This is a genomic window from Vogesella margarita (assembly GCF_028548475.1).
Classification (GTDB): Bacteria; Pseudomonadota; Gammaproteobacteria; order Burkholderiales; family Chromobacteriaceae; genus Vogesella; species Vogesella margarita.
In genome coordinates this window covers 191,965-217,137 of the sequence record NZ_JAQQLE010000004.1, presented here as the reverse complement: position 1 = coordinate 217,137, position 25,173 = coordinate 191,965, and the positions used below count along the sequence as shown (strand labels likewise).

The 25,173-nt window shown below is 65.1% G+C and carries 24 protein-coding genes and 1 tRNA gene; 18 read left to right on the top strand and 7 right to left on the bottom strand.

The features are described 5' to 3' along the window. The first annotated feature begins 36 nt into the window (after nucleotides 1-36). The 8 genes from pheS to PQU96_RS07340 all read left to right on the top strand — a co-directional run bounded on the left by pheS (nucleotide 37) and on the right by PQU96_RS07340 (nucleotide 7,272). Nucleotides 37-1,023, top strand: a complete 987-nt coding sequence (gene pheS / locus PQU96_RS07375; RefSeq protein ID WP_272771633.1) for a phenylalanine--tRNA ligase subunit alpha — start codon at nucleotides 37-39, stop codon at nucleotides 1,021-1,023. A gap of 18 nt (nucleotides 1,024-1,041) precedes the next feature. Then, nucleotides 1,042-3,402: a phenylalanine--tRNA ligase subunit beta gene (gene pheT, locus PQU96_RS07370; protein ID WP_272771632.1), complete on the top strand. Its 2,361-nt coding sequence runs from the start codon at nucleotides 1,042-1,044 to the stop codon at nucleotides 3,400-3,402. Between the two features lie 65 nt (nucleotides 3,403-3,467). Further along, entirely contained in the window at nucleotides 3,468-3,770 is a 303-nt protein-coding gene (locus tag PQU96_RS07365) for an integration host factor subunit alpha (RefSeq protein ID WP_047967888.1), read from the top strand. Further along, nucleotides 3,751-4,098: a MerR family transcriptional regulator gene (locus PQU96_RS07360; protein ID WP_272771631.1), complete on the top strand. Its 348-nt coding sequence runs from the start codon at nucleotides 3,751-3,753 to the stop codon at nucleotides 4,096-4,098. The genes PQU96_RS07365 and PQU96_RS07360 overlap by 20 nt, the downstream gene beginning before the upstream one ends. Before the next feature lie 28 nt (nucleotides 4,099-4,126). Then, nucleotides 4,127-4,203, top strand: a tRNA-Pro gene (locus PQU96_RS07355). 90 nt (nucleotides 4,204-4,293) lie between these two features. Next, nucleotides 4,294-4,698, top strand: a complete 405-nt coding sequence (locus PQU96_RS07350; protein WP_272771630.1) for a DUF1289 domain-containing protein — start codon at nucleotides 4,294-4,296, stop codon at nucleotides 4,696-4,698. 68 nt (nucleotides 4,699-4,766) lie between these two features. Continuing rightward, nucleotides 4,767-5,375, top strand: coding sequence for a methyltransferase domain-containing protein (locus PQU96_RS07345; protein ID WP_272771629.1), 609 nt, complete (start codon nucleotides 4,767-4,769; stop codon nucleotides 5,373-5,375). Between the two features lie 97 nt (nucleotides 5,376-5,472). Then, nucleotides 5,473-7,272 carry a methyl-accepting chemotaxis protein gene (locus tag PQU96_RS07340; RefSeq protein ID WP_272771628.1) on the top strand — a complete coding sequence of 600 codons (1,800 nt, stop codon included), beginning with the start codon at nucleotides 5,473-5,475 and terminating at the stop codon, nucleotides 7,270-7,272. A gap of 71 nt (nucleotides 7,273-7,343) precedes the next feature. On the opposite strand, the gene PQU96_RS07335 is transcribed toward PQU96_RS07340, so the two are convergent. Continuing rightward, a complete protein-coding gene (locus tag PQU96_RS07335; RefSeq protein WP_272771627.1) occupies nucleotides 7,344-7,676 on the bottom strand; it encodes a DUF2325 domain-containing protein in 333 nt (110 codons plus the stop codon). A 108-nt stretch (nucleotides 7,677-7,784) separates the two neighbouring features. Continuing rightward, nucleotides 7,785-9,443, bottom strand: coding sequence for an ABC1 kinase family protein (locus PQU96_RS07330; protein WP_272771626.1), 1,659 nt, complete (start codon nucleotides 9,441-9,443; stop codon nucleotides 7,785-7,787). A gap of 84 nt (nucleotides 9,444-9,527) precedes the next feature. On the opposite strand from PQU96_RS07330, the gene PQU96_RS07325 reads away from it, so the two are divergent. The 10 genes from PQU96_RS07325 to PQU96_RS07280 all read left to right on the top strand — a co-directional run bounded on the left by PQU96_RS07325 (nucleotide 9,528) and on the right by PQU96_RS07280 (nucleotide 20,465). Then, nucleotides 9,528-10,340: a C40 family peptidase gene (locus PQU96_RS07325; protein ID WP_272771625.1), complete on the top strand. Its 813-nt coding sequence runs from the start codon at nucleotides 9,528-9,530 to the stop codon at nucleotides 10,338-10,340. 96 nt (nucleotides 10,341-10,436) lie between these two features. Further along, the gene (locus PQU96_RS07320) at nucleotides 10,437-10,649 is read left to right on the top strand and encodes a hypothetical protein (protein ID WP_272771624.1); all 213 of its coding nucleotides are present in this window, start codon (nucleotides 10,437-10,439) and stop codon (nucleotides 10,647-10,649) included. Between the two features lie 25 nt (nucleotides 10,650-10,674). After that, nucleotides 10,675-11,922 carry a lipoprotein-releasing ABC transporter permease subunit gene (locus PQU96_RS07315; RefSeq protein ID WP_272771623.1) on the top strand — a complete coding sequence of 416 codons (1,248 nt, stop codon included), beginning with the start codon at nucleotides 10,675-10,677 and terminating at the stop codon, nucleotides 11,920-11,922. Further along, a complete protein-coding gene (gene lolD / locus PQU96_RS07310; protein WP_272771622.1) occupies nucleotides 11,915-12,613 on the top strand; it encodes a lipoprotein-releasing ABC transporter ATP-binding protein LolD in 699 nt (232 codons plus the stop codon). Before PQU96_RS07315 ends, lolD begins: the two co-directional genes overlap by 8 nt. After that, nucleotides 12,610-13,938, top strand: coding sequence for a mechanosensitive ion channel family protein (locus PQU96_RS07305; RefSeq protein ID WP_272771620.1), 1,329 nt, complete (start codon nucleotides 12,610-12,612; stop codon nucleotides 13,936-13,938). Before lolD ends, PQU96_RS07305 begins: the two co-directional genes overlap by 4 nt. Continuing rightward, nucleotides 13,935-14,555 (top strand): response regulator transcription factor, encoded by a 621-nt coding sequence (locus tag PQU96_RS07300; protein ID WP_272771619.1) that lies wholly within the window; start codon nucleotides 13,935-13,937, stop codon nucleotides 14,553-14,555. The genes PQU96_RS07305 and PQU96_RS07300 overlap by 4 nt, the downstream gene beginning before the upstream one ends. Next, a complete protein-coding gene (gene nudB / locus PQU96_RS07295) occupies nucleotides 14,552-15,013 on the top strand; it encodes a dihydroneopterin triphosphate diphosphatase (protein ID WP_272771618.1) in 462 nt (153 codons plus the stop codon). The genes PQU96_RS07300 and nudB overlap by 4 nt, the downstream gene beginning before the upstream one ends. 105 nt (nucleotides 15,014-15,118) lie before the next feature. Next, on the top strand, nucleotides 15,119-15,853 hold the full coding sequence (locus tag PQU96_RS07290) for a response regulator (RefSeq protein WP_272771617.1): 735 nt from the start codon (nucleotides 15,119-15,121) through the stop codon (nucleotides 15,851-15,853). Between the two features lie 17 nt (nucleotides 15,854-15,870). Then, on the top strand, nucleotides 15,871-19,734 hold the full coding sequence (locus tag PQU96_RS07285; protein WP_272771616.1) for a PAS domain-containing hybrid sensor histidine kinase/response regulator: 3,864 nt from the start codon (nucleotides 15,871-15,873) through the stop codon (nucleotides 19,732-19,734). Next, nucleotides 19,716-20,465, top strand: a complete 750-nt coding sequence (locus tag PQU96_RS07280; RefSeq protein WP_272771614.1) for an endonuclease/exonuclease/phosphatase family protein — start codon at nucleotides 19,716-19,718, stop codon at nucleotides 20,463-20,465. Before PQU96_RS07285 ends, PQU96_RS07280 begins: the two co-directional genes overlap by 19 nt. A gap of 15 nt (nucleotides 20,466-20,480) precedes the next feature. On the opposite strand, the gene PQU96_RS07275 is transcribed toward PQU96_RS07280, so the two are convergent. From PQU96_RS07275 to PQU96_RS07255, 5 genes are read right to left on the bottom strand one after another with little or no spacing between them, the layout of a single operon-like run. Continuing rightward, nucleotides 20,481-21,230, bottom strand: a complete 750-nt coding sequence (locus tag PQU96_RS07275; protein WP_272771613.1) for a proteasome-type protease — start codon at nucleotides 21,228-21,230, stop codon at nucleotides 20,481-20,483. Next, nucleotides 21,227-22,021 (bottom strand): transglutaminase family protein, encoded by a 795-nt coding sequence (locus tag PQU96_RS07270; RefSeq protein ID WP_272771612.1) that lies wholly within the window; start codon nucleotides 22,019-22,021, stop codon nucleotides 21,227-21,229. The genes PQU96_RS07275 and PQU96_RS07270 overlap by 4 nt, the downstream gene beginning before the upstream one ends. Before the next feature lie 51 nt (nucleotides 22,022-22,072). Further along, the gene (locus tag PQU96_RS07265) at nucleotides 22,073-22,579 is read right to left on the bottom strand and encodes an arsinothricin resistance N-acetyltransferase ArsN1 family B (protein ID WP_272771610.1); all 507 of its coding nucleotides are present in this window, start codon (nucleotides 22,577-22,579) and stop codon (nucleotides 22,073-22,075) included. Beyond that, the gene (locus PQU96_RS07260; RefSeq protein WP_272771609.1) at nucleotides 22,576-23,499 is read right to left on the bottom strand and encodes an alpha-E domain-containing protein; all 924 of its coding nucleotides are present in this window, start codon (nucleotides 23,497-23,499) and stop codon (nucleotides 22,576-22,578) included. The genes PQU96_RS07265 and PQU96_RS07260 overlap by 4 nt, the downstream gene beginning before the upstream one ends. Nucleotides 23,500-23,501: 2 nt before the next feature. Continuing rightward, nucleotides 23,502-24,929 carry a circularly permuted type 2 ATP-grasp protein gene (locus PQU96_RS07255; RefSeq protein ID WP_272771607.1) on the bottom strand — a complete coding sequence of 476 codons (1,428 nt, stop codon included), beginning with the start codon at nucleotides 24,927-24,929 and terminating at the stop codon, nucleotides 23,502-23,504. Nucleotides 24,930-25,173 lie beyond the last annotated feature (244 nt).

Genomic DNA, 25,173 nt, shown 5'->3' with positions numbered 1-25,173 from the left:
TTCCGGTCAGTTTTCTTACGCATACTGGTGCGACCCATGAGCAATGTTGACGTGATTCTCAAGGAAGGTCTGGCGGCACTCGATGCTGCCGCCGATCTCGTTGAACTGGAACAGGTCAAGGCCCGCTATCTAGGTAAAAGCGGTGCACTGACCGAGCTGCTGAAGCAGCTGGGCAAACTGTCCCCTGACGAGCGCAAGAGTGCCGGCGCCACCATCAACGCCGCCAAGCAGGCGTTCGAGACCCGTCACAACGAGGTCCGCGACGGCTTCAATGCCGCCAAGTTGGCTGCACAGTTGGCCGCAGAGTCGCTGGACGTGACCCTGCCGGGCCGTGGCAGCCTGCCTGCCGGCCTGCACCCGGTGACGCTGACGCTGGAGCGTATCACCGGCCTGTTCGCCACCATGGGTTTCGAGGTGGCCGACGGCCCGGAAATCGAGAGCGATTTCCACAACTTCCAGGCGCTGAACATTCCGGAAAACCATCCTGCCCGCGCGATGCAGGACACCTTCTACGTGGAAGGCGGCGACGTACTGCGTACCCATACCAGCCCGATCCAGGTGCGCTACATGCTGGACAACCAGCCGCCGATCAAGATCGTGGCCCCCGGCCGCGTCTACCGTGTGGATTCCGACGCCACCCACTCGCCGATGTTCCACCAGATGGAAGGCCTGTGGATCGACCAGAACGTGAGCTTCGCCGACCTCAAAGCCACCATCACCGAGTTCCTGCGCCGCTTCTTCGAGCGTGACGACATGCAGGTGCGTTTCCGTCCGTCCTTCTTCCCGTTCACCGAGACCTCGGCCGAGATCGACGTACTGGACGAGCAGGGCCGCTGGCTGGAAGTCGGCGGTAGCGGCATGGTGCACCCGAACGTGCTGCGCAACGTCGGCATCGACCCGGAAAAATACACCGGCTTCGCCTTCGGTATCGGCCTCGACCGCTTCGCCATGCTGCGTTACGGCGTCAATGACCTGCGCCTGTTCTTCGAGAACGATCTGACCTTCCTGAAACAATTCAACTGATCGCGACGGAGACCCATCATGCAATTTTCCGAACAATGGCTGCGCAGCCGCGTCAATCCGTCGCTGAGCACCGATGAGCTGTCCTACCTGCTGACCATGGCAGGCCTGGAAGTGGAAGAAGTCAACGCCGCCGCCCCCGCCTTCAGCGGTGTGGTGATCGGTGAAGTGAAAGAGTGTGAAAAGCACGAGAACGCCGACCGCCTGCGCGTGACCAAGGTCGACGTTGGTACCGGCGAGCTGGTGCAGATCGTGTGCGGCGCGCCGAACGTGGCCGTGGGCGTCAAGGTGCCGTGCGCGCTGCCGGGCGCCATCCTGCCGGGCGATTTCAAGATCAAACCGACCAAGATGCGCGGCGTCGAATCCGGCGGCATGCTGTGCTCCGGCAAGGAGCTGGGCGTGCCGGACGAGGTCGACGGCCTGATGCTGCTGCCGGCCGATGCCCCGGTCGGCCAGAACATCCGCGACTACCTGGGCCTGGACGACAGCCTGTTCACGCTGAAGATCACCCCCAACCGCGCCGACTGCCTGTCTATCCGCGGTATCGCCCGCGAAGTGGCCGCGCTGACCGGCAGCCCGCTGGCGGCCTGGGACATCGCCGCCGTGGCGCCGCAGACTGACAGCAAGCTGGCGGTCGGCATCGCTGATGGCGCGCCGTGCGGCCGCTACGTTGGCCGCGTGGTGAAGAACGTCAACGCCGCCGCGCCGACGCCGGACTGGATGAAGCGCCGTCTGGAGCGTTCCGGCCTGCGTTCCATCTCCGCCATCGTCGACATCACCAACTACATCCTGCTGGAGCAGGGCCAGCCGATGCACGCGTTTGATCTGGACAAGATCGACGGCGGCATCACCGTGCGCATGGCCGCCGCCGGCGAGAAGCTGGTGTGCCTGAACGAAAAAGAAATCGAGCTGACGCCGGACCTGATGGTGATCGCCGATGCCGCCAAGCCGCTGGCCATCGCCGGCATCATGGGCGGCCTGGACAGTGGCGTGACCACCGCCAGCCACGACATTTTCCTGGAAAGCGCCTTCTTCCAGCCGGAAGCCATCGCCGGCAAGGCACGCGCACTGGGCTTCGGCTCCGATTCCAGCTACCGCTACGAGCGCGGCGTGGATTTTGCGCTGCAGACCGAGGCCATCGAGCGCGCCACCGCGCTGGTGCTGGAAATCTGCGGCGGCGAACCGGGCCCGCTGACCGAAACCGTGTCGGCGCTGCCGGCGCGCGCCAGCGTGGCGGTGCGTACCTCCCGCGTCGCCCGGGTGCTGGGCGTAACGTTGGCCGCAGACGAGATCGCCGCCATCTTCACCCGCCTCGGCCTGCCGTTCGAGCAGAACGTTGACGGTTTCGTGGTTTCCGCGCCGAGCTTCCGCTTCGATATCGCGATCGAGGAAGACCTGATCGAAGAAATCGCGCGCGTCTACGGCTACGACAATATCCCGGCCAATGCTCCGGTTGCCGCACAGACCATGCTGCCGCAGCCGGAAGGCCTGCGCGTGCGCAGCGAAGTGCGCCGTCTGCTGGCCGGCCGCGATTTCCAGGAAATCGTCAGCTACGCCTTCGTGGACGAAAAGTGGGAGCGCGATTTCGCCGGCAATGCCAACCCGGTGCGCCTGATCAACCCGATCGCCAGCCAGATGAGCGTGATGCGCTCCAGCCTGATCGGTGGTCTGGTGGACACGCTTGCGGCCAACCTGAACCGCAAGCACAGCCGCGTGCGCGTGTTCGAGATCGCCCGCGTGTTCCACAAGCAAGCTGACGGCAGCGTGCAGCAGCCGGAAGTCATTGCCGGTCTGGCGCACGGCAGCCGTGTCGACGAGCAGTGGGGCAGCAAGGCCGAGCGCGTCGATTTCTACGACATCAAGGCCGACGTCGAGGCGCTGCTGTATCCGCGTGTCGCCGAATACCGCAAGGCCGCCCATCCTGCTTTCCACCCAGGCCGCTGCGCCGAGGTACTGCTGGACGGCGCCGTGGTCGGCGTGCTGGGCGAGCTGCACCCGCAGTGGGTACAGGCCTACGGCCTGAGCAACGCGCCGGTCCTGTTCGAGCTGGCGGTCGAAGCGGCCGAGCAGGTTGGCCGCGTCAAGCTGGCGCCAGTCAGCAAGTTCCAGCCGGTACGCCGTGACCTCGCGCTGGTGGTGGGGGAAGAGGTGAGCGCCGCTACGCTGCAGCAGGCGATGCTGGTAGTTGCGCCCGAATTCGTGCGCGAGCTGGCGCTGTTCGACCTCTATCGCGGCAAGGGCGTGGACGAGGGCAAGAAGAGCCTGGCGTTCCGCATCGTGCTGCAGGCGGCCGACCGCACTCTGGTCGACGACGAGGTCGAGCAGGCGGTGGCTGCGATGCTGGCCGCTGCCGAAGCCGCCGGTGCCGTACTGCGCGCCTGATTCATTCCTGTTGGCCACCCGCCGGGCGGGTGGCGTTTTATCCGATGTTGTAGTGAGGAATTGTCATGACTTTGACCAAAGCCGAGTTGGCCGATCTGTTGTTCGACAAGGTGGGCCTGAACAAGCGCGAAGCCAAGGACATGGTGGAGTCGTTCTTTGAAGAAATCCGCTCCACCCTGGAAACGGGCACCAGCGTCAAACTGTCCGGTTTCGGTAATTTCCAGTTGCGCGACAAGCCGCAGCGCCCGGGGCGTAACCCGAAAACCGGCGAAGAGATTCCCATCACCGCCCGACGCGTGGTAACTTTCCACGCAAGTCAGAAACTCAAGGGAATGGTTGAACAACATCATGCAAACACCCAAGGCTGAACTTCCTGCCATTCCGGCCAAACGCTATTTCACCATCGGTGAAGTCAGCGAGCTGACCGGCGTCAAGCAGCATGTACTGCGCTATTGGGAGCAGGAGTTCTCCGAGCTGCGCAACGTCAAGCGCCGCGGCAACCGTCGCTATTACCAGCACCGCGAGGTCTTGCTGGTGCGTCGCATCCGTTCCCTGCTCTACGACGACGGTTTCACGCTGCATGGTGCCCGCCAGCGCCTGGAAGGCGATCAGCCGGCACCGGCCACCGCCGGCGAAGTGCGCAAGGAGCTGCAGGCCATCCTCGACTGGCTGGATCTTGGTCTTGGCAAAGACTGAATAACTGTTTATAATTTTTTCCTTGAGTCGGAGTGTGGCGCAGCCCGGTAGCGCACTTGCATGGGGTGCAAGGGGTCGAAGGTTCGAATCCTTTCACTCCGACCAAAAATCATTCGAAGGCCACTTGCTTGCAAGTGGCCTTTATCATTTGTCCGTCTTCCGATTTCTCCGTAGTCGCCTCCAGGAGCCGCCAATATGATCGCCACGCCGTGTATCGGAGTCTGCTCCACCGCTGTCGGCGACGAGGTCTGCTTCGGCTGCGGCCGCAGCTTTGCCGAGGTCTCTGCCTGGCTGGCGCTTGACGATGCCCTGCGCGCCGCGATCCAGGCGCAGCTGTCGCGACGCAAGGTCTGGCTGCAGATGGCGATGCAGACCGGCGGCCGCCTGCTGGCGATCCAACCGGCAGGGCAGCAGGCCACACTGGCGTTGACACCGTCGCTGCTGGTCACCCTGGGTTGGCCGCAGCAGCGGCAAGGTCGCGGCTACGTGCCGCTCTTGACCCACGATGGCCGCAGCTACTTGCTGCCGGTGTACCGCGACGACTGGCTGCGCCTGTTCTGGGATTGCCTGTTCGACGCCGACTGCGTCCTGCTGAACTGAGCGTTCCTTGTCTTCGCCTGTCTGTCGGCGGCAAGATAGCGGTTCTATCGGGAGCAAGGAGGTGTCGCATGGCGCAGGACAGCAGCTTGAGTTCATTCTGGGACAGCCGTTACCAGCAGCAGGTCACGCCGTGGGAGAGCGGTCAGTTGCCGGCCGGCTTCGCCGCGCTGGTGCAGACGCTGCCGCCACTGGTGCGTTCGGTATTGCTGCCCGGTTGTGGCAGCGGCTACGAGGTCGCCTATCTGCAGCGGCAGGGCTTGCAGGTGGCCGCGATCGACTTCAGCGCCGAGGCGGTGGCGCGGGCGCGGGAGCAACTCGGCCCGTTGGCGGAGCTGGTGCGGCAGGCTGATTTCTTCAGTGACGAGGTCGACGGCAGCTGGGACTGGGTGTACGAACGCGCTTTCCTGTGCGCGTTGCCACCGTCGCGCTGGCCGGCCTATGCCGAAAAAATGGCGCGCCTGGTGAAGCCGGGCGGCTATCTCGCCGGTTACTTCTTCTTGCGGCCAACCCTGAAAGGGCCCCCCTTCGGCACCGAGCTTGCCCGGCTGCAGGAACTGTTCCAGCCCTGGTTCAGCCTGAGCCAGCAAACCCCGGTGAGCGGCTCCTTGCCGGTGTTCGCGCCGGACGAATATTGGCTCTGCTGGCAGCGATCAGAAAAGTTGATGCCGGTCATTTGATTTAAGATAACCGCTATTTTTTTTCATAGAAACAGTGTAAAAACGACCGATAACAAGCACAGACAAGCACACAAGCTAGCAACAGGAGAGACGAAGGATGAATTGGTTCTGGCGGACTTATTACCTGATGGAAAAATCGTTCTGGAATTCGCTGACCAAGAAATTGTGCAGCTTTTTCTTCATCAGCCTGTTCCAGTTGATCCTGATTGCCTACGTTTATCTGGCGCTGGACGACATCCGCCAACTGGTCGGTGGCCAGGAGCTGACCGAACCGATCCGCCAGCAGATCTTCTCGCTGCTGGACAAGACCATGATCTGGTCGTTCGCCATCTGGTGCGTGTCGCTGGTGTTTATCGCCTTCATGGTCTGGTATCTGCGCTTCCTGATCGTGCGGCCATTGCAGATGATCATCGGCATCTTCCGCGAGATCGGCGCCGGCGAGGGCGACCTGTCGCGCGAGATCCCGACCATCACCTACGACGAGATCCGCGACCTGTCGCTGTCCTATAACGAATTCCTGAAGAAGATGCGCGAGATCATCAGCAATGTGCGCATCATGACCATCCGCATCGCCATGGACTCCACCCGCACGCGCAAGAACATCGGCGAGTCGCTGAGCAGCGCCAAGCAGCAGGCGGAGCTGGCCAGCCAGGTGCGTGACTCCAGCGATCAGACTACCGCCGGCATCAACCAGGTATCGGCCGAAACGCAGTCGATTTCGGCCACTACGGTCGGCAACCTCGCGATGGCGCGCGAGTCCTACGCCGAGCTGCAGGACGCCGCGACGCGGATCGACGAGATCAGCGGCCGCGTCGGCGCCTTCAACACCACCGTGGTGGAGCTGAACAACCGCTCGGCCAGCATCAAGACCATCGTCGACCTGATCAAGGACATCTCGGAACAGACCAATCTGCTGGCGCTGAATGCGGCGATCGAGGCGGCACGCGCCGGCGAATCCGGTCGCGGTTTTGCGGTGGTGGCCGACGAGGTGCGCAAGCTGGCGGAGCGGGTGCGGGTGGCGACCGACGAGATCTCCGGCAATATCGACGGCATGCTCAATCTGGTATCGCATACGCAGGAAGCAACCGCACGCATCAATAGCGATACCGCGCAGGCGCTGGACGTGGTCAATCGGTCCTCGCAGCACTTCGGCCGCATGATGGGCGATTTTGAAAACATGGCCAGCGGGCTGACCGAAATCGCCGGCACCATGGAGCTGTTTGCCGGCACCAATCTGCAGGTCAACCGCAATGTCTCGGAAATCCACGGCCTGAGTACGGTGGTCTCCACGCACCTGGCGCAGTCGGAAGACGTGTCGGTGAAGCTGTCGGTGGCGGCCGAACAGGTGCAGGAGCTGGTGTCGCGCTTCGTGATCGGCGAGGGCGAGCTGGACGCGGTAATTGCCGTTGCCCGCCATGCCCGCGATGAACTGGCGGGCATGCTGGAACGGGCGCAGGCGGAAGGACTCAACGTCTTTGACCAGCGCTACCAGCCGATTCCCGGTTCCAATCCGGCGAAATACCATACCGCCTACGACGACAAGCTGGCGCCGGCGGTGCAGAAGGTCTACGACCAGGTGGTGCAGAAGACCAACGGCGGCCGTTTCTGCCTGCTGGTCGACACCAACGGCTATGCGCCGACGCACAACAGCTTCTATTCCAAGCCGCCGACCGGCGATCTGCAGAAGGATCTGGTCGGCAGCCGCGACAAGCGCATCTTCAACGACCCGACCGGCATCAAGTCGGCGAAGAACACCCAGCCCTTCCTGCTGCAGACCTATATGCGCGATACCGGCGAGATCCTGTCCGAGATCGCCCTGCCGATCCGCCTCGGTGGCCGGCACTGGGGCGCAATCCGGGTCGGTTTCGACCCGTCGGCCTTGCTGAAAGCGGACTGATACGCTCCCTCCCATGGCAAAACGCCCGGATCGTCATGATCCGGGCGTTTTGTTTGGCGTGTGCGGCAGACTCAGTGCTTGCGGTGGCAGGCGTTGGGACAGCTGGCGCAGCGCTCGGACAGGCCGACGCACTGCAGCGACTGCTTCAGCGAGCACACCGAGCGGCGGCAGGCGATGAAACGGATGTTTTCCTCGTTGGCCAGCTGACGGAAGTGCTTCATCACGTTGTGGCCGAGGAAGTCGGTGAACAGGATCAGCAGGTCGGTGCCTGCCGGCAGGCGGTCCACCTTGCGCTGGTGCGAGCTGTTGCGCCCGCTGAGGTGCTTGTTGATGGAAATACCGAAGTTGTCCAGTACGCCGGGGATATTGCCCAGCGTATCGGCACCGACCAGCATTGCATTCATGATGAGACCTTTCACTGTATTTTTAACAATGATATTTATTCTCATTTGCAAATGCAACTCAAAGTTGCATGGCCGGCGCCGGCGTTGCATTTATGTCAAAGCGGTGAGCTAGAGCTGCTTGCCGGCCAGCCAGATCGACCAGATCAGCCACATGCTGTTGAAGAAGGCCACCATGAAGCCGAGAAAGCCGAACAGCGGCAGGCCGAACAGCGTCGGGCCGCCATCCACCGTCATCACGATCGAGGAGCCGATGATCAGGCAGCCGGTGACGATGCCCATCGTCAGCCGGTTGACACTCTTGTCCAGCTGGTAGCCGAACTGCTCCAACCGCTTCAGGTCGAGATTGATGCGGAACTTGCCGTGCTTGATGTCGCGACCGATGCGGATGATGTCGCGCGGCAGGCTGGCCAGCATGGCGAAACCGTCGTTCAGCGTTTCGCGGCCGCGCTTGAGCAGCGCTTCCGGACGGTAGCGCTCGATAATCAGCTTGCGCACGAAAGGGGTGAGGTGTTCCACCAGCTGGAATTGCGGCTCCAGTTGCCGGCCCAGGCCCTCCAGCGTGATCAGCGCCTTGAACAGCATCGCCATGTCCGCCGGCAGCAGGATGCCGTGGTTGCGGATCAGCGCCATCACGTCGTTGATCAGCTGCGACATGTTGAGGTCTTTCAGCATCACGTGGTCGTACTGGAAGAAGATTTCGCCGATGTCCTCGGCAAACTGTTCCTCGTCCACCGGCACGCTGCCGGTCCAGCCTATCAGCACCCCCATCATCGCGTGTTCGTCGCGCTGCGCCATCGCCGCCAGCAGATCGACGATCTCGTCGCGGCGCCGGTGCGACAGGCGGCCAACCATGCCGAAGTCGATGAAGGCGATGCGGTCTTCCGGCAGGAAGATGACGTTGCCGGGGTGCGGGTCGGCGTGGAAGTAGCCGTTGAGCAGGATCATCTTCAGCACCGCATCGGCGCCGCGGCGCGCCAGCAGAGACGGATCCAGCCCTGCCGCCGGCAGCGCACCGACCGGCGAGGCGCTGAAACCGTCGATGAAGTCCTGCACATTGACGTCGGCGCGGGTGTATTCCCAGTACACCCTGGGGATGCGGATATAGGGGTCCTCGGCAAAATCGCGGGCAAAGCGCTCCATATTGCGGGCTTCGGCGGCCAGATCCAGCTCGCGTTTCAGCGAGCGGGAAAACTGGGCCACGATGTCGGACGGCATAAAGCGGCGTGCATCGGGGAACTCCAGCTCGATCAGGTGGGCCAGATGCTCCAGGATGCGCAAGTCGGCATCGACTTTCTGCACGATGCCGGGGCGGCGCAGCTTGACCACCACCTCGCTGCCGTCGTGCAGAGCGGCGCGGTGCACCTGCGCGATGGAGGCCGAGCCGATCGGTGCCATGTCGAAGCGGGCGAACAGCGTCTCCGGCGCCTGGCCCAGTACCTGTTGCAGATAGGGCGCCAGTTGTGCCTCCGGTATCGGCGGCACGGTATTTTGCAGCTTTTCGAATTCATTGATCCATTCCGGCGCGAACATGTCGACGCGGGTGGACAGGATCTGGCCCAGCTTGATGAAGGTGGGGCCCAGCTCCTCGAAGGCGAGGCGGACGCGGATCGGCGCGGGAATGGCGTCGGCGCTGTCCGGCAGGCGCAGGTTGAACCACTCGCCGGCCTTCTCCACCGCTGCCGGCAGGCGCAAGCGCTGCACGAATTCCCCCAGTCCGTGCTTGAACAGCACCGCGCTGATCTCGCGCAGGCGGGGCAGGTCGCGCATGGCGATCAATGTTTCTCTGAGCATCTTTTATGACCCGTTATGGCGGCTTTACAGTGCCGCATCGCTTCGTTACAGTGCAAGCCTATGAAATTGCATCTTCACCTGTTTGCCATCATTTTGGCCGGATTTATGTCGTTTGCCCATGCCGAACCGGAATCCGGCACCGGCAACAAGCCGAATCTGGGTATTTTTGCCGATCCGATTGCCCAGTTTGCCGCGCCAGGCGAAGAGGCCGTGGGTGACCTGCTGCTGCAGGCGATGAGCCTGATGGGGGTGGCCTACCGTTTTGGCGGCAGCAGCCCGGAAACCGGCCTCGATTGTTCCGGTTTCATCCAGTACGTGTTCCGCAAGTCCCTGCGCGTCAACCTGCCGCGCACCTCGGCCGAGATGGCGCGCGTCGGCCGTGTCATCGATCGCGACGAGCTGGCACCGGGTGATCTGGTGTTTTATAACACGCGCGGTTTCCAGTATTCCCACGTCGGCCTCTATCTGGGCGGCAACAAGTTCATCCATTCGCCCCGCACCGGCAAGTCGGTGGAGGTGGCCAATATGTCCAACAGCTACTGGTCGCAGCGCTTCAACGGTGCCAGGCGGGTAAACCGTGGCGGCAGCGAGTGGAAAGAGCCGGTAACGGCGCGCGCGACGAACGACAGGTCGTCAGCGGACAGAAGTCCAGCCGAGAAGAAATTGGCCGGGAAGACGGTTGTCGAGAAAAAATCGGCCAGCAAGAAGGTGGCCGACAAGCCGGTCACGGAGAAGAAGGGCAAGAGCAGTACCCGCGCCGAGCGCCGCAAGGCGGCACGCGAGCAGGAAGCGCGCAAGCAGACGACGGAGCGCAAGAGCAGCAGCCGCAAGAAAAGCGAACAGACCACGCGCAAAAAGAAAAAACCGGACTGAGCGCACGGAACATTTCGGGATGGCGACTATCCATTCCCTTTCTATCTTGCAGCCCGGATTGCGGGCTGCAGGCTTTTTCAGCAAGGTAAAACGGTCATGAGTTTGCAACTTCCCACCTGGTATGCCCCGGACGGCAGCGTGGTGTCCTGCACCGAGAAGATCAAGGTGATGACGGAGAATCTCCAGGAACTGAGCCAGATGGCGCAGGACGCGTTCGAGGACGCCATCCTGATGGGCTGCGACGAACGGCAGGTGCGTGCGTTCCTGGTCGAGATGATGCAGCGTCTGGAAAATCCCTACCAATCCTGAGCCCCCAATCCTGAGCAAGGTATCGATGTCTTTTCCTTTCGAGATGTTTGTCGGGCTGCGCTACCTGCGCGCGCGGCGTCGTAACGGTTTTATCTCCTTCATCTCGCTGATGTCGGTGCTGGGCATCGCGCTGGGCGTGGCCGCGCTGATCGTGGTGCTGTCGGTGATGAACGGCTTCCAGCAGGAGATCCGCGGCCGCATGCTGTCGGTGGTGTCGCACGTCGAAGTCGGTAGCTACGACGGCCGCGTCGCCGGCTGGCCAACGTTGGCCGCAACGCTTGCGCGCCAGCCGCACGTACTGGCCGCTGCGCCCTACGTCAATGCCCAGGGCCTGTTGTCCAGTGGCGGCTCGGTGCGCGGTGCCATGGTGCGCGGCATCCTGCCGCAGCAGGAAGACAAGGTTATTGACCTCGGCCGGCAGATGCAGCGCGGCAAGCTGGCCGACCTGCAGCCGGGCCAGTTCGGCATCCTGCTCGGTTTCGAGCTGGCACGGGCGCTGGGCGTGGAGGTGGGCGACAAGGTGACGCTGATCACGCCGCAAGGCAATGTCACCCCCGCCGGCATGATGCCGCGCCTGAAGCAGTTCACCGTGACCGGCGTGTTCAAGATCGGCATGTTCGAGTACGACTCGTCGCTGGCGATGATCCACCTGCGCGACGCGCAGGTGCTGTTCCGCATGGGGCAGGACGTGTCCGGCGTGCGGCTGAAACTGGACGATCCGCTGCAGGCGCCGCAGGTCAAGGCGCTGCTGAACGGGCAGCTGGCGGCCAACCAGGTGGCCAGCGACTGGACCGACATGAACAGCAACTACTTCCGCGCGGTGCAGATCGAGAAACGCATGATGTTCATCATCCTGACGCTGATCGTGGCGGTGGCGGCGTTCAATCTGGTGTCGACGCTGGTGATGGTGGTCACCGACAAGCAGGCCGACATCGCCATCCTGCGCACGCTGGGCGCGAGCCCGGCCAGCATCATGCAGATCTTCATGATCCAGGGCTCGGTGGCCGGCGTGCTCGGCACTCTCAGCGGCGTCGCCGGCGGCCTGCTGATTGCCTTCAACCTGGACGTGATCCTGCCGGCGATCGAGCGCGTGCTCGGCATGCGCCTGCTGTCCAGCGAGGTGTACCTGATCGACTACCTGCCGTCGCAGGTGCAGCCGTCGGACGTGGTCACCATCGCCGTCATTTCCCTGGTGTTGTCGTTGCTGGCAACGCTGTATCCAAGCTGGCGCGCGGCGCGTACCCGCCCGGCGGAGGCGCTGCGTTATGAGTGAAGTCCTGTCCTGCCGCGATCTGGGGCGTGTCTACCGTGAAGGCGAGCTCGACGTCAGCGTGCTCGCCGGTATCAACCTGTCGGTACAGCGGGGCGAGCGCCTGGCCATCGTCGGCGCCTCCGGCTCCGGCAAGAGCACGCTGCTGCACCTGCTGGGCGGGCTGGATCGCCCGACCAGCGGCGAGGTGCTGCTGATGGGGCAGGCGATCGGCAGCCTGTCCGAGCAGAAGCTGGGCGAGCTGCGCAACCGCAGCCTCGGCTTTGTCTACCAGTTCCATCACCTGCTGCCGGAATTCAGCGCGCTGGAAAACGTGATGATGCCGCTCCTGATCCGGCGCACGCCGCGCCACGAGGCGGCGCAGGCGGCGCAGGCGATGCTGGAGCGGGTCGGGCTCGGCGCGCGGCTGCAGCACAAGCCGGGCGAGCTGTCCGGCGGCGAGCGGCAGCGCGCGGCGATGGCGCGCGCGCTGGTGACCAATCCGGCCTGCCTGCTGGCCGACGAGCCGACCGGCAACCTGGACCGCGCCAATGCCGAGGCGGTGTTCGAGCTGATGCTGGAGCTGAACCGCACGCTGGGCACCAGCCTGATCATCGTCACCCACGACCACGAACTGGCACAGCGCGTCGGCAAGGTGCTGACCCTGACGCCGCAGGGCCTGAGCGTTGCGGCCAACCTTGAGCACGAAACATGATCAATACCGTGAGCGACATGCTGGACGGCTGGACGCCGGGGGTGACCCTGCACCGGCTGGGCCAGGTGATCCAGGGCGAAACCGGCTGGCAGGAGCTGCTGGTCGGCGTCGCCGCGCTGCTGTGCGCCTGGCTGTGGGCGCGGCAGCTGTACCGCCGCTACTTCCAGGCCGCACCGGCGCAGGAGTGGTCGTTCGGCAAGTACCTGCTGTACCGGCTGGTGTATCCGCTGTCGGCGCAGCTGCTGACCCAGGCGCTGGCGCTGGTCTGGCAGCTGCTGCAGGGACAGTCGTCGGTGATCCTGCTGTTGTCGGCGACGCTGCTGTTCTGGCTGTCGCTGATCCGGGTGCTGACCGCCATCGTGCGTCACGCGCTGCCGGAGGGCAAGGTGGAGCGCCACTCCGAACACCTGCTGGCGATGCTGCTGTGGCTGACTTTTGCCGCGTGGGTGACCGGCATCGACCAGCTGCTGCTGCAGTGGCTGGAGTCGGTGCACTTCCGCGTCGGCAAGAACGAGCTGAACCTGCTGATGATCCTGTCGGCGCTGCTGTGGGTGTCGGTGATTCTGGTCGGTGCGCTGTGGGTCAGCAAGCTGATCGAGAAGCGGGTGATGAAGCTCGGCGACATCGACATGAACCTGCGCTTCGTGATCAGCAAGCTGGCGCGCACGCTGCTGATCATCGGTGCGGTGCTGGTGGCGCTCCCCATCGTCGGCATCGACCTCACCGTGCTGTCTGTGTTCGGCGGCGCGCTGGGTGTCGGCCTCGGCTTCGGCCTACAGAAGATCGCCAGCAACTACGTGTCCGGCTTCATCATCCTGCTCGACCGCTCCATCCGCATCGGCGACCGGCTGATGGTCGACGGCCGCGTCGGCTACGTCAGCAAGATCACCGCGCGCTACGTGGTGCTGAAGGGGCTGGACGGTAGCGAGGTGCTGGTGCCGAACGAGGCGCTGATCGCCAACACTGTGATCAACCAGTCCTATACCGACAAGCAGATCTGGATCAGCATGCCGATCCAGGTCGCCTACGATACCGATCTGGAGCTGGCGCAGCGCCTGCTGCGCGAGGCCGCGACCCACCCGCGGGTGATGAGCGATCCGGCGCCCAACGCCTTTGTCACCGCCTTTGCCGATTCCGGCGTCAATATGGAAATCGGGCTGTGGGTGAAGGATCCAGAAAACGGCATCGCCGGCCTGCGCTCCGAGATCAACCTGCGCATCTGGCACCTGTTCAAGCAGCACCATATCCAGATCCCGTATCCGCAGCGCGAGCTGCGGGTCGTCAACCAGGCGGTGGCCACGCCACCGGTCGAGGCCAGTGCATGATCAGTCAGTCCCTTGCCGTCATTGATGATGATGCCGCCGTACGGCAGTCGTTGCTGTGGCTGCTGGAAAGCGACACCCTGCGCGTCACCGGTTTCGACAGTGCCGAGGCTTTTCTCGCCGCGCCGGACAATGCCGCGTTCAACTGCCTGATTGTCGATTTGCGCCTGTCCGGCATGAGCGGCATCGTGCTGCTGCAAACCTTGGCCGCATGGCCGTACTGCCCGCCGGTGGTGATGCTGACCGGCCATGGCGACGTGCCGCACGCGGTGGCGGCGTTCAAGCTGGGGGTGGTCGACTTCCTGGAAAAACCGTTCGACGACCAGCGTCTGCTGGCGCAGGTCGAGCACTGCCTGCAGCAGGACCGCGTCGCGCGCGAGCAGCACCAGCGCGAATCGCGGCTGCACCAGACGCTGGCGACACTGACCGAACGCGAAAAGGAAGTGATGCAGCTGGTGCTGGCCGGCCTGCTCAACAAGCAGATCGCCGAGGCGCTACACATCAGCATGAAGACGGTGGAAGTGCACCGCGCGCGGGTATTCGACAAGATGGGCGTCAAGTCGGCGGTGGAGCTGGCCGGGCTGATCGCTAGCCTCGCCGGCACGGCGGGCAAGCCATGAGCAAGGCGCCGAAACAGCCGGTTTCGGTGCTGGTGGTGATCCACAGCGCCGACGGCCAGGTATTGCTGATCGAACGCGCCGACCGTCCCGGCTTCTGGCAATCGGTGACCGGCAGCCGCGAAGGCGACGAGTGCCTGCGCGACACCGCCGTGCGCGAGGTGTTCGAGGAAACCGGCATCGATGCGGCCAACCTTGTGCTGAGCGACTGGCAACAGCAGAACGTGTACGAGATCTACCCGCACTGGCGCCATCGCTACGCGCCGGGGGTCACGCACAACACCGAGCACGTGTTCAGCCTGCAGCTGCCGGCACCGTGTGCGGTGCAGCTGGCCGCCGCCGAGCATCTGGCCTGGTGCTGGCTACCGTGGCAGCAGGCGGCCGACAAGGTGTTCTCGCCGTCCAATGCCGCGGCGATCCGCACGCTGGGGCAAAGGCTGGCGCCGGCTGGGGAAAGCTGAAAATAACCATGCTATTTTCAAGTGATTTTCATTAAAACCTTGCCGCTTTTGCCGCGACTCGCCATCATGAAGTGTACCCATTCAAGATAAAGGCAGGGCCGAGTCATGACTTTTGACTTCTCCCGGCTGCGCGCACTGATCGTCGATGACCAGATGCTGGTGCGCACCCTGGTGGCGCAGGCGCTGCGCACCATGGGCTTTGCACCGGAAAACCTGTCGCAGGCGGTGGACGGTTCCTTCGCCAAGCGCACGCTGGAAGCCAAGCCGATCGACATCGTGCTGTGCGACGTGCAGATGGAGCCGATGAACGGCCTCGACGTGCTGAAAGACCTGCGCTGCGGCCGGACCAGCAATCCGCCCAATCTGCCGTTCGTGTTCCTGTCCGGCCATCCGGAAAAGAGCAATATCGTCATCGCCGCGCAGCTGCACGCCGACGGCTTCATCATCAAGCCGCCCAAGCCGGTCGACATGGAAAAAACCCTGTGCCTGGCGCTGACGCGGCCGCGCCCGGACATCGACCCGTTCTCCTACTACAAGGTCGCCACCGGCACCGCCTTCGACCGCCACGTGTTTGGCGAACTGGTGACGCAGGCGTCCTTGCTGCTGGACGAGGACGAGAGGCCGATGCAACGCCTCGGCCTGGACGCGGTGAAGCCGGGAAGCCGGCTGGCGCGTGATCTATACAACAAGACCGGGCAACTGCTGTTGCTACGCGGCAGCGAGATCACCAGGACGCAGCTACGCGTGTTGCGGCAGTTTCCGGAGCGCTTCGGCGTCGAGGCGATCGAGATCAGCTGCGAGCCGGACAGCGACCTTCCTCCACCATCTCCGACCGCCTGAGCCACGCGAGGTCCGCCATGAGCAAGCAAGGCCAGCTGCAGCAGCAAACCGCCGGCATCGGCCAGGCGGTGATCCTGATCGTGGTGATACTCGGCTCGCTGCAGCTGGTGGCCTCCGGCCTGCTGATCCGCTCCGGCGTGTTCAACTACCGCCAGGCCAGCCAGCACGCCACGCTCAATGCGGCCAACCTTGACATCTTCCTGCTGGCCTCGGCCATCAACCGCGAGAACCGGCTGCAGCTCGGCCTGCTGGCGCTAACACGGCCGGCCAGCCACCGCGAAAGCGCCGAGCTGCAGCAGGCGCGCAGTGCCACCGACCAGCGCCTGCAGATCGCGCTGCGGCGGCTGACACAGCCGCTGGCCGAGGACAGCAATGCCGCGCTGCTGCAATTGCAGCAGCGGTTGCCGCATCTGCGCCAGCGGCGGCAGGAAGTGGACACGGTGCTGGCGCGGCGGCCGGTGCTGTTCGACGAGAACGCGATCTTCGGCTGGAAGCTGTCGATGGGCACCTGGCAGGACGCCATCGACAGGGTGCTGCGGCTGGACGCCTTCCTGCTGTCCGACGGTGCCGACGACCGTCTCAACCGGCTGGCGGAAACCAAGTACCAGCTGTGGCAGCTGAGCCGTTCGCTGGAACAGGAAAGCAATGCGCTGATCCTCCGTGCGCAGCTGGCGCGCAAGCTCAATTCCACCGACGAGTACGAGCTGGTGCGCAGTCGTGAGCGCGCCTTGCTGCTGCTGGAGTCCTTGCGCTACAACGCAGCCTATCTCGGCGATGCCGTGCTGCGCCGGCAGCTGGCGGCGCTGGCGACCCAGACCTGGCAGCTGCACCAGCGCACCGACCGCCAGTTGCTGGCGCTGGAGCAGGAGCGCGCCGTGCCGGTCACGGCGCACGAGTACAAGAAGGCCGCGCAGCAGGTCGATCGCAATCTGGGCATCTTTTTTGCCGAGCTGACCCGCGCCGCGGCCAACCGTGTCGACGAGCAGCAGCAGCGCTACGCGCAAAGTCTGGCGCTGAACATCTCCTTCGCCGTGCTGGCGCTCTTGCTGTATGCCTACCTGCTGCTGCGCATGCGCTACCGCATCCTGCGCCCGCTGCAGCGCATGCAGCGGGTGCTGGACGCAGCGGCGGACGCGATCCTGACCGTCAACGCCAGCCACCGCATCGAGGTCGCCAACTACGGCGCCGAGAGAATGTTCGGTCTGCCGCTGGTGGCGTTGCAGGACCTGGCGCTGGACGACATCATCCGCGTCGACGGCGCCGACGCCGACTGGCTGGACGATGAGGCCCGCTTCGACGTGTCGCGTGCCGGCAGCGGCCGTCGGCACGATGGCAGCCGTTTCTTTGCCGCGATTACCGTCAGCCCGCTGGTGGACGGCCGCGACGGCCGCCACAGCCGCCGGCTGCTGATCATCCGCGACGAGCACCAGCGCACCATCGCCGAGCAGTCGCTGGCGCGCAGCATGCAGCTGTTGTCGGCGATCCAGCGCGTGGAGAGCCTGCTGTTCGCCCGCAGCCCGCGGCAGACGGTATTCCGCGAGGTGCTGCGCATCCTGCTGGACTACTTCGGCGTCGCCGCGGGCCTGGTGTTGTCGCTGGAAACAGCGCACGACAAGTTGGCGTCGTTCCGCATCCAGGCGCGGCTGGGCAACGGCCAAGAGCCGCCATGGGTGGCACGCTTCCGCCAGCTGCCGCTGGCGGAGGCGATACAGCAGGGGCAGCGGCAGCAGATCATTGCCGAAGACGGCTGGACCTTCCTGCCGATCCAGATCGACAGCCGCACGGTGATGGTGGCCGGCATCGCCATCGAATCGATTGCCGACGCGCACTACCAGGCGCTGCAGCCGCTGCTCGGTGCCTGCGGCAGCATCGTCAGCTTTTACGCCGAGGAAGACCGCCGCCGAGCCAGCGAGCGCGAGCTGCGCGAAGTGCTGCAGCTGGAAGAGGCGATCTACAGTGCGTCGCCGGTCGGGCTGATGCGGCTGGACAATCACGACCGCATCGTACGCGTCAACCGTGCCGGCGAGGCGCTGTTCGGCACCCGCGAGAGCGGGCTGCAGGGCGTGCCGCTGCGCGAGCTGCTTGGCAGCGACGAGGCGTGGCGGCAGCTGCATGACGGGCTGGAGCAGGTGCGCCGCGACGACCATCACCTCAGCCTCGAAATCGAATGCATGCAGGCCAGCGGCAAGCCGATCTGGGTGCTGTTCGCCGGCCAGCTGCTGTTTCCCGGCATGGCCGCGGACGGCGTGATCCTCGCCTGCTTCGATATCACCGCCCGGCGCGAGGCGGAGGAGACCGTGCTACGTGCACGCGATGCGGCCAACGCCGCCAGCCGCGCCAAGAGCGCCTTCCTGGCCGCGATGAGCCACGAGATCCGTACGCCGATGAACGGTGTGCTGGGCATGCTGGAGCTGCTGTCGCTGACGACGCTGGACGAGGCGCAGCGCGACGCGGTGGACACGGTGCAGGAATCGGCGCACACCCTGCTGCGCCTGATCGACGACATCCTGGATTTTTCCAAGATCGAGGCCGGCAGGCTGGAGATCCTCCCCGAGCCGGCGTCGGTGCGCGTGCTGATGCAGCGCGTGCACCACCTGTACGCGGAGCTGGCGCAGCGCAAGCAGCTGTGGTTCCTGCTGGACATCGACGAGCGGGTGGCACCGGCGCTGCGCTTCGATCCGCTGCGCCTGCGCCAGATCCTGCAGAACTTCTGCAGCAATGCGCTCAAGTTCACGCAGCAGGGGCAGGTGACGCTGCGCGTGCGCTGTCTGGAGACGAGCGCCGGCGAGCAGTGGCTGCGCTTCGAGGTGGCCGACACCGGCATCGGCATCGACCGCCAGCAGCTGGCACGGCTGTTCGAGCCGTTCACCCAGGCGGAAAGCAGCACCGCGCGCCGCTTCGGCGGCACCGGCCTCGGGCTGGCCATCTGCCGGCGCCTGTCCGGGCTGATGGGCGGGGTGGTGGCGATGGAGAGCGAGCCGGGGCGCGGCACCGTCGCCTCGCTGGAGATCCGTTTCCCCTTGTGTGACGCCGCCGAACTGCCGCAGGCGAGCGAGCTGGATCACGCCGCCATCGTGGCTGCGGGCGCGGGTTTGATGCGCGACATGGCGCCGGTGCTGTTTGTGGAAGACAATTCAATCAACCGCAAGCTGACCGTCAAGCAGTTCGAGCTGCTCGGCTACCCGGTGGTGGCCGCCGTGGACGGGCTGATGGCGCTGAGCCTGTGGCAGCAGCAGGCCTTCTCGCTGGTGCTGACCGATTGCCACATGCCGCAGATGGACGGTTACGCGCTGGCGCAGGCGATCCGCAGCCAGGAGATGGCCCAGGGGCGCGTGCCGGTGCCGATCGTCGCCTGCACCGCCAACGTGGCGAAGGAAGAGCTGGACAAGACCCGTGCCGCCGGCATGGACGATTTCCTCAGCAAACCGCTGGGGCTGGCGGCGCTGAAGGACATGCTGCACAAGTGGCTGGGCGACGTTGCCCTGCCGACCGTACCCGTACCGGTGGCAGAGGTGGTGGTCGCGGCCGCGCCGGAGGCGATAGACCGCCAGGCGCTGGCGGTGTACAGCGGCGGAGACTGGTCGGTGGAGCAGGCGATCTTGGACGAGTACATGCAGGGCAACGACGAGGATGTCGCCGCCCTGGAGCGGGCGGTGGCCGTCGGCGACGCCGCGCAGATCGCCTGGTCGGCGCATAGGATCAAGGGCGCCAGCCGCATGGTCGGCGCCATGGCGCTCGGCGATGCGGCCGAAGCACTGGAAAAAGCGGGACGCGCCGCCGAGTTGGCGGCGATCCCGGCCCTGTGGCAGCAGTTCGATACAGCACGTGCGGCGGTCGCCGCCTGGCTGGAGGAGCAGGCCTCGTGTCAAGCAAGCGTCTAAGCGTGGTGACCTTCAATCTGCACAAGGGGATGTCGCCGCTCAACCGCCGTTCCCACATGCAGGAGATCGCCAGCGCGTTGCAGCAGCTGTCCGCCGACGTGCTGTTCCTGCAGGAGGTACAGGGGCGTCATGTCGGGCGCGAGCAGCACCATGCCGGCTGGCCGCAGCACGACTTCCTGGCCTCGGCGCTATCCCATTCCGCCAGTTACGGCATGAACGCGCGCTACGACCACGGCCACCACGGCAATGCGGTGTTGTCACGTTTTCCGCAGCAGCTGGCCGCCAATCAGGATATCTCGGTCAACCGGCTGGAGCGGCGCGGTATCCTGCACACCGTGATCCGGCCGCAAGGTTGGCCGCAAGCGGTAGCCTGCCTCTGCGCCCACCTTAACTTGCTGGCGCGCGACCGCCGCCGCCAGTACCTGACGCTGCAGCACTACATCCAGCAGCACATTCCGGCCGGCATGCCGCTGATCCTGGCCGGCGATTTCAACGACTGGCGCGGCGAGGCCGACAGCTGGCTGGGGCGCGGCTGCGGCCTGCAGGAGGTGTTCGTGCAGCAGCAGGGCCAGCACGCGCGTAGCTTCCCGGCGCGGCTGCCGCTGCTGCCGCTGGACCGCATCTACGTGCGCGGCCTGCGCGTCCACCAGGTGGCGGTGTGTCGCGGCCAACCCTGGTCGCACCTGTCCGATCACCTGCCGCTGTTTGCCAGCCTGTCGCTGGCGTCTTGAGCCGGTGGCACGGTTCTACGTCTCGCCGTCGCCGTCCCTGAACCACAACGCGTCCGGCAGCTGGCCGAACACCTGGCGCAGCCCTTCGCCCCAGCCCTGGCGCAATTGCAGGAAATACGGGTCGTCCTCGGTGACGCGGTGGCGCGGCGCGAAGTCGAAATCGTCACGCTGCTGCCACAAGAGATCAATCGGCAGCCCCACCGACAGGTTGGAGCGGATGGTGGAGTCGAACGAGATCAGCGTGCACTTGATGGCCTGCGCCAGCGGCGTGTCGTGGCGGATCACCCGGTCGAGGATGGGCTTGCCGTACTTGGCCTCGCCGATCTGCAAGTAGGGGGTGTCCGGCGTGGCCTCGATGAAATTGCCCTGTGGGTAGACCTGGAACAGCCGCGGCGGCTCGCCCTGGATCTGCCCACCCACCAGGAAGCTGCAGCCGTAGTCCACGCCCTGCGACTGGGTCTGGCCGTCGCCGTCGCGGGCGATCACCTCGCGCACCGTGCTGCCAACCAGCTCCGCCGCCTGGTACAGGCTGCTGACCGTGTGCAGGTTGGCCGCATCGTGGCTGAGCCGGCTTTTCAGCAGGCTCACCACGCTCTGGGTGGTGGCCAGGTTGCCGGCGTTCAGCAGCACAATCTGCCGCTCGCCCGGCACCGCGATCACGTTCATCTTGCGGAAGGTGGCCACGTGGTCCACCCCCGCGTTGGTGCGCGAATCCGATGCGAAGATCAGCCCCTCATCCAGCACCATGCCGACACAGTAAGTCATTGCTGGTCTGCCTCCGTTACCCGTGCATGCGCCTGCAGCGCCTCGCTGCCGCCGCCCCGGCGCACGCCGCGCACCGGGCTGGCATCGCTGTAGTCCAGGCCCACCGCCAGCTTCAGGTGGTGGCGGTCCGGCCGCATGCGGTTGCTGATGTCGAAGCCCAGCCAGCAGCCCGCGGCATGCACCTCGGCCCAGGCGTGGCTGGCGACGTGGGTGTCGCGGTCGCTCAGCAGGTAGCCGCTGACATAGCGTGCCGGCAGCCCCAGGCTGCGGCAGGCGGCGATGAACACGTGGCTGTGGTCCTGGCATACGCCGGCGCCCAGTGCCAAGGCCTGCGCGGCAGTGGTTTCCGCCACGGTGACGCCGCTGGTGTAGGGCATGGCATCGGCTATCGCCAGCATCAGCGCGGCGAGGCCGGCTTCAGGGTTGGCCGCAATGGCATTGGCGTGACCGGCTGCCAGTGCGCGGATGGCGTCGTCCGGCTCGGTCAGCGCGCTGCCGCGCAGGAACACCGGCGGCGGCAGCGCCTCGTCCTCGTCCGCCCAGTCGTCGCTGGTTTCCACCACGCCGTGGGCGCGCAGGCGAATCTCGCTGTGCGGCGTGTCCAGGGTGAGCACGTGCAGGATGTTGCCGTAGGCATCGGTGCTTTCGCTGGCGGCTACCGGCAGCTCCAGCTGCCATGACAGGATGCGCTGGTGGCCGCTGTCCGGTGGGGTCAGGCGCAGGTACTGGGTGCTGTGGCTGACGATATCGTCGTAGCGGTACACGGTTTCGTGGTCGATGGTCAGTTGCATGCTGCCTCCTGGAAAGCGTAGTTCTTACATGTATGGATTGCGGTGCGGGCGTCAGTCGGCAAGGGCCAGTTGCCAGTAGGCAACGTCGAGCCAGCGGCCGAACTTGCGGCCAACCTGTTCGAAGCTGGCTACCTGCCTGAAGCCCAGCGCGCGGTGCAGTGCGTCGCTGGCCGGGTTGGGTTGCGCCACGCCGCCGATCACGGTGCGCAGCCCTAGGGCGGTGAGCCGTTGCAGCAGCTCGCGGTACAGCAGCTTGCCCAGGCCCTGACCCACGGTGGCCTGGCGCAGGTAGATGCTGGCTTCCGCGCTGTGGCGGTAGGCCGGGCGCGCGCGCCAGCGGCTGGCATAGGCGTAGCCGAACAGTTCGCCGTCCTCGGCCTCGGCCACCAGCCACGGCAGGCCTTGCGCCTGGGTGCCGGCAATGCGCTCGGCCATGTCGGCTACGCTTACCGGCTGCTCTTCGAAAGAGATGGTGGTGTACTCGATGTAGGGGTTGTAGATGGCGCAGATGGCGGCCGCGTCGTGCGGGGTGGCCTCGCGGATGATCAGCTCGCTCATGCTGCCTCCAGGTAGGCGTCGTGCACGGCATCGCCCAGCGCGTGAATCTGGCTGAGGAACTGCGCCAGGTAGGCGTGCAGCCCGCCGGCAAGAATGCTGTCGATCTGGTCGTAGCTCAGCTCGGCGTGCAGGGTGGCGGCCAACCTTTTGGCACGGTGGCCGGTGTCGCCCTGGATGCGCGGCAGCAGCTCGGCAATCTCGTCCACGCAGGCGCGCAGCGAGCGCGGTACGTCCGGGCGCAGGATCAGCAGCTCGGCCACCCGCCGTGCGCTCAGGCTGTCGCGGTACAGCTCGTGGTAGGCCTCGAAGGCGCCCAGCGAGCGTAGCAGCGCGCCCCACAGGTAGAAATCCGCCGCGCTGTCGTCCAGCTCGTGGCCCACCAGGTGCGATTTCACGTCGATCAGCCGCGCGGTGTTGTCGGCGCGCTCCAGGAAGGTGCCAAGGCGGATGAAGGAAAACGCGTCGTTGCGCTGGATGGTGCCGTAGGTGGTGCCGCGGAACAGGTGCGAGCGCTCCTTCACCCAGTCGAAGAAGCCGGCCAGCGGGCGGCCCTCGGCGGCCATCTGCCGCGCTTCCAGCCAGCTGGCGTTGATGTTTTCCCACATCTCGCCGGTGATCTTGCCGCGCACGGCGTGGGCGTTTTCGCGGGCGTATTTCAGGCAGCTGATGATGCTGGCAGGGTTGGCCGCATCGAAGGTCATGAAGTGCAGCACGTCGGCGGCGGCAAGCTGCGGGTGGCGGGCGCGGCAGGCGTCCAGCGCGCCGGTGGTGGCTAGCGCGGCGGCAATGTCGGCACCGCCGCGGGATTGCGGCAGCAGCGACAGGCTGTGGGTCACGTCCAAGAGGCGCGCCAGGTTTTCGGCGCGCTCCATGTAACGGCTCATCCAGTACAGCTGGGAAGCGGTGCGCGAGAGCATCATGATCATTCCTCCAGTATCCAGGTGTCCTTGGTGCCGCCGCCCTGCGACGAATTCACCACCAGCGAGCCTTGCTTGAGCGCTACCCGCGTCAGCCCGCCAGCCACCATGCTGATTTCGCGGCCGGACAGCACGAAGGGGCGCAGGTCGATATGGCGCGGGGCGATGCCGGCCTCCACGAAGGTGGGGCAGGACGACAGGCACAGCGTAGGCTGCGCGATGTAGTTGGCCGGGTCGGCGAGGATGCGCTGGCGGAAGTCCTCGATCTCGGCGCTGCTGGCGGCGGGGCCGATCAACATGCCGTAGCCGCCGGCGCCGTGGACCTCCTTCACCACCAGCTCGGCCAGGTTGTTCAGCACGTGGTCCAGCTCGGCCGGGCGGCGGCACATCCAGGTGGGCACGTTCTGCAGCAGCGGCTCCTCGCTCAGGTAGAAGCGGATCATGTCCGGCACGTAGGGGTAGATGGATTTGTCGTCCGCCACGCCGGTGCCGATGGCATTGGCCAGAATCACCCCGCCGCTGCGGTACACCGACAGCAGCCCGGGCACGCCCAGCATGCTGTCGGCGCGGAAGGCCAGCGGGTCGAGGAAGGCGTCGTCGATGCGGCGGTAGATCACGTCTACCTGCTTGTGGCCGGCGGTGGTGCGCATGTACACGCGGTTGTGCTTCACGAACAGGTCCTGGCCTTCCACCAGCTCCACGCCCATCTGCTGCGCGAGGAAAGCATGCTCGAAATAGGCGCTGTTGTGGTGGCCGGGGGTGAGCACCACCACGGTGGGGTTTTCCGCCAGGCTGGCGTGGCGCAGGGTGTTCAGCAGCAGGGTGGGGTAGTGCTGCACCGGGGCCACCGCGTGGCTGGCGAACAGCTCGGGGAACAGCCGCATCATCATCTTGCGGTTTTCCAGCATGTAGGACACGCCGGAGGGCACGCGCAGATTGTCTTCCAGCACGTAGAAGTTGCCGTCGTTGTGGCGGATCACATCCACGCCGGTGATGTGCGCATAGATGCGGTGCGGCAGGTCCAGCCCCTGCATGGCTGGCTGGTACTGGCTGTTGGAGAACACCTGCTCGGCGGGGATGATGCCGGCCTTCACGATGTGCTGCTCGTGGTAGATGTCGTGCAGGAAGGCGTTCAGCGCGGTGACGCGCTGGCGCATGCCGGCTTCCAGCGTGCGCCAGTCGCTGGCCGGGATGATGCGCGGCACGCTGTCGAACGGGATCAGCCGCTCGGCGCCGGAATCATCGCCGTACACGGCGAAGGTGATGCCGACACGGTGGAACATCAGGTCGGCTTCGGCACGTTTGCGCGCCAGGGTCTGCGGCGACTGCGAATGCAGCCAGTGGGCAAAATCGCGGTAGTGCGGGCGGATTCCCCCGCTGGCGAGCAGCATTTCGTCGTAGTGGTGCGCTTCGGGCAAGGTGAGGGCATGCATGGCGCGTTCTCCGGCTGTTCATCGTCATGAACCGTTCAGCAAGGCCCGTGCCAGTGTTTTTACCTGTTTAAATGCCAATCGCAATATGTTTTTGCACTGAAATGATGCGTACATGGCATGGTTTTCAAGCCATGGGTCATGGTGGTGCGCTATGCACTAAGCATGTGCATTCATGCCCGGGTAACAATGCTTGAAACGTTTTGGGCATGATCTTATGCTGCTGTTTACCTTATACGGATAGCGG

What these genes read in the sequence shown, in the direction of transcription:
- PQU96_RS07300 (WP_272771619.1), top strand. Translation starts at nt 13,935, where the DNA reads ATGATCAGTCAGTCCCTTGCCGTCATTGATGATGATGCCGCCGTACGG.
- PQU96_RS07350 (WP_272771630.1), top strand. Translation starts at nt 4,294, where the DNA reads ATGATCGCCACGCCGTGTATCGGAGTCTGCTCCACCGCTGTCGGCGAC.
- PQU96_RS07305 (WP_272771620.1), top strand. Translation starts at nt 12,610, where the DNA reads ATGATCAATACCGTGAGCGACATGCTGGACGGCTGGACGCCGGGGGTG.
- lolD (WP_272771622.1), top strand. Translation starts at nt 11,915, where the DNA reads ATGAGTGAAGTCCTGTCCTGCCGCGATCTGGGGCGTGTCTACCGTGAA.
- pheS (WP_272771633.1), top strand. Translation starts at nt 37, where the DNA reads ATGAGCAATGTTGACGTGATTCTCAAGGAAGGTCTGGCGGCACTCGAT.
- PQU96_RS07335 (WP_272771627.1), bottom strand. Translation starts at nt 7,676, where the DNA reads ATGAATGCAATGCTGGTCGGTGCCGATACGCTGGGCAATATCCCCGGC.
- PQU96_RS07360 (WP_272771631.1), top strand. Translation starts at nt 3,751, where the DNA reads ATGCAAACACCCAAGGCTGAACTTCCTGCCATTCCGGCCAAACGCTAT.
- PQU96_RS07365 (WP_047967888.1), top strand. Translation starts at nt 3,468, where the DNA reads ATGACTTTGACCAAAGCCGAGTTGGCCGATCTGTTGTTCGACAAGGTG.
- PQU96_RS07275 (WP_272771613.1), bottom strand. Translation starts at nt 21,230, where the DNA reads ATGACTTACTGTGTCGGCATGGTGCTGGATGAGGGGCTGATCTTCGCA.
- PQU96_RS07330 (WP_272771626.1), bottom strand. Translation starts at nt 9,443, where the DNA reads ATGCGCGACCTGCCCCGCCTGCGCGAGATCAGCGCGGTGCTGTTCAAG.
- PQU96_RS07315 (WP_272771623.1), top strand. Translation starts at nt 10,675, where the DNA reads ATGTCTTTTCCTTTCGAGATGTTTGTCGGGCTGCGCTACCTGCGCGCG.
- PQU96_RS07270 (WP_272771612.1), bottom strand. Translation starts at nt 22,021, where the DNA reads ATGCAACTGACCATCGACCACGAAACCGTGTACCGCTACGACGATATC.
- PQU96_RS07260 (WP_272771609.1), bottom strand. Translation starts at nt 23,499, where the DNA reads ATGATGCTCTCGCGCACCGCTTCCCAGCTGTACTGGATGAGCCGTTAC.
- PQU96_RS07285 (WP_272771616.1), top strand. Translation starts at nt 15,871, where the DNA reads ATGAGCAAGCAAGGCCAGCTGCAGCAGCAAACCGCCGGCATCGGCCAG.
- pheT (WP_272771632.1), top strand. Translation starts at nt 1,042, where the DNA reads ATGCAATTTTCCGAACAATGGCTGCGCAGCCGCGTCAATCCGTCGCTG.
- PQU96_RS07265 (WP_272771610.1), bottom strand. Translation starts at nt 22,579, where the DNA reads ATGAGCGAGCTGATCATCCGCGAGGCCACCCCGCACGACGCGGCCGCC.
- PQU96_RS07325 (WP_272771625.1), top strand. Translation starts at nt 9,528, where the DNA reads ATGAAATTGCATCTTCACCTGTTTGCCATCATTTTGGCCGGATTTATG.
- PQU96_RS07320 (WP_272771624.1), top strand. Translation starts at nt 10,437, where the DNA reads ATGAGTTTGCAACTTCCCACCTGGTATGCCCCGGACGGCAGCGTGGTG.
- PQU96_RS07290 (WP_272771617.1), top strand. Translation starts at nt 15,119, where the DNA reads ATGACTTTTGACTTCTCCCGGCTGCGCGCACTGATCGTCGATGACCAG.
- PQU96_RS07255 (WP_272771607.1), bottom strand. Translation starts at nt 24,929, where the DNA reads ATGCATGCCCTCACCTTGCCCGAAGCGCACCACTACGACGAAATGCTG.
- nudB (WP_272771618.1), top strand. Translation starts at nt 14,552, where the DNA reads ATGAGCAAGGCGCCGAAACAGCCGGTTTCGGTGCTGGTGGTGATCCAC.
- PQU96_RS07345 (WP_272771629.1), top strand. Translation starts at nt 4,767, where the DNA reads ATGGCGCAGGACAGCAGCTTGAGTTCATTCTGGGACAGCCGTTACCAG.
- PQU96_RS07340 (WP_272771628.1), top strand. Translation starts at nt 5,473, where the DNA reads ATGAATTGGTTCTGGCGGACTTATTACCTGATGGAAAAATCGTTCTGG.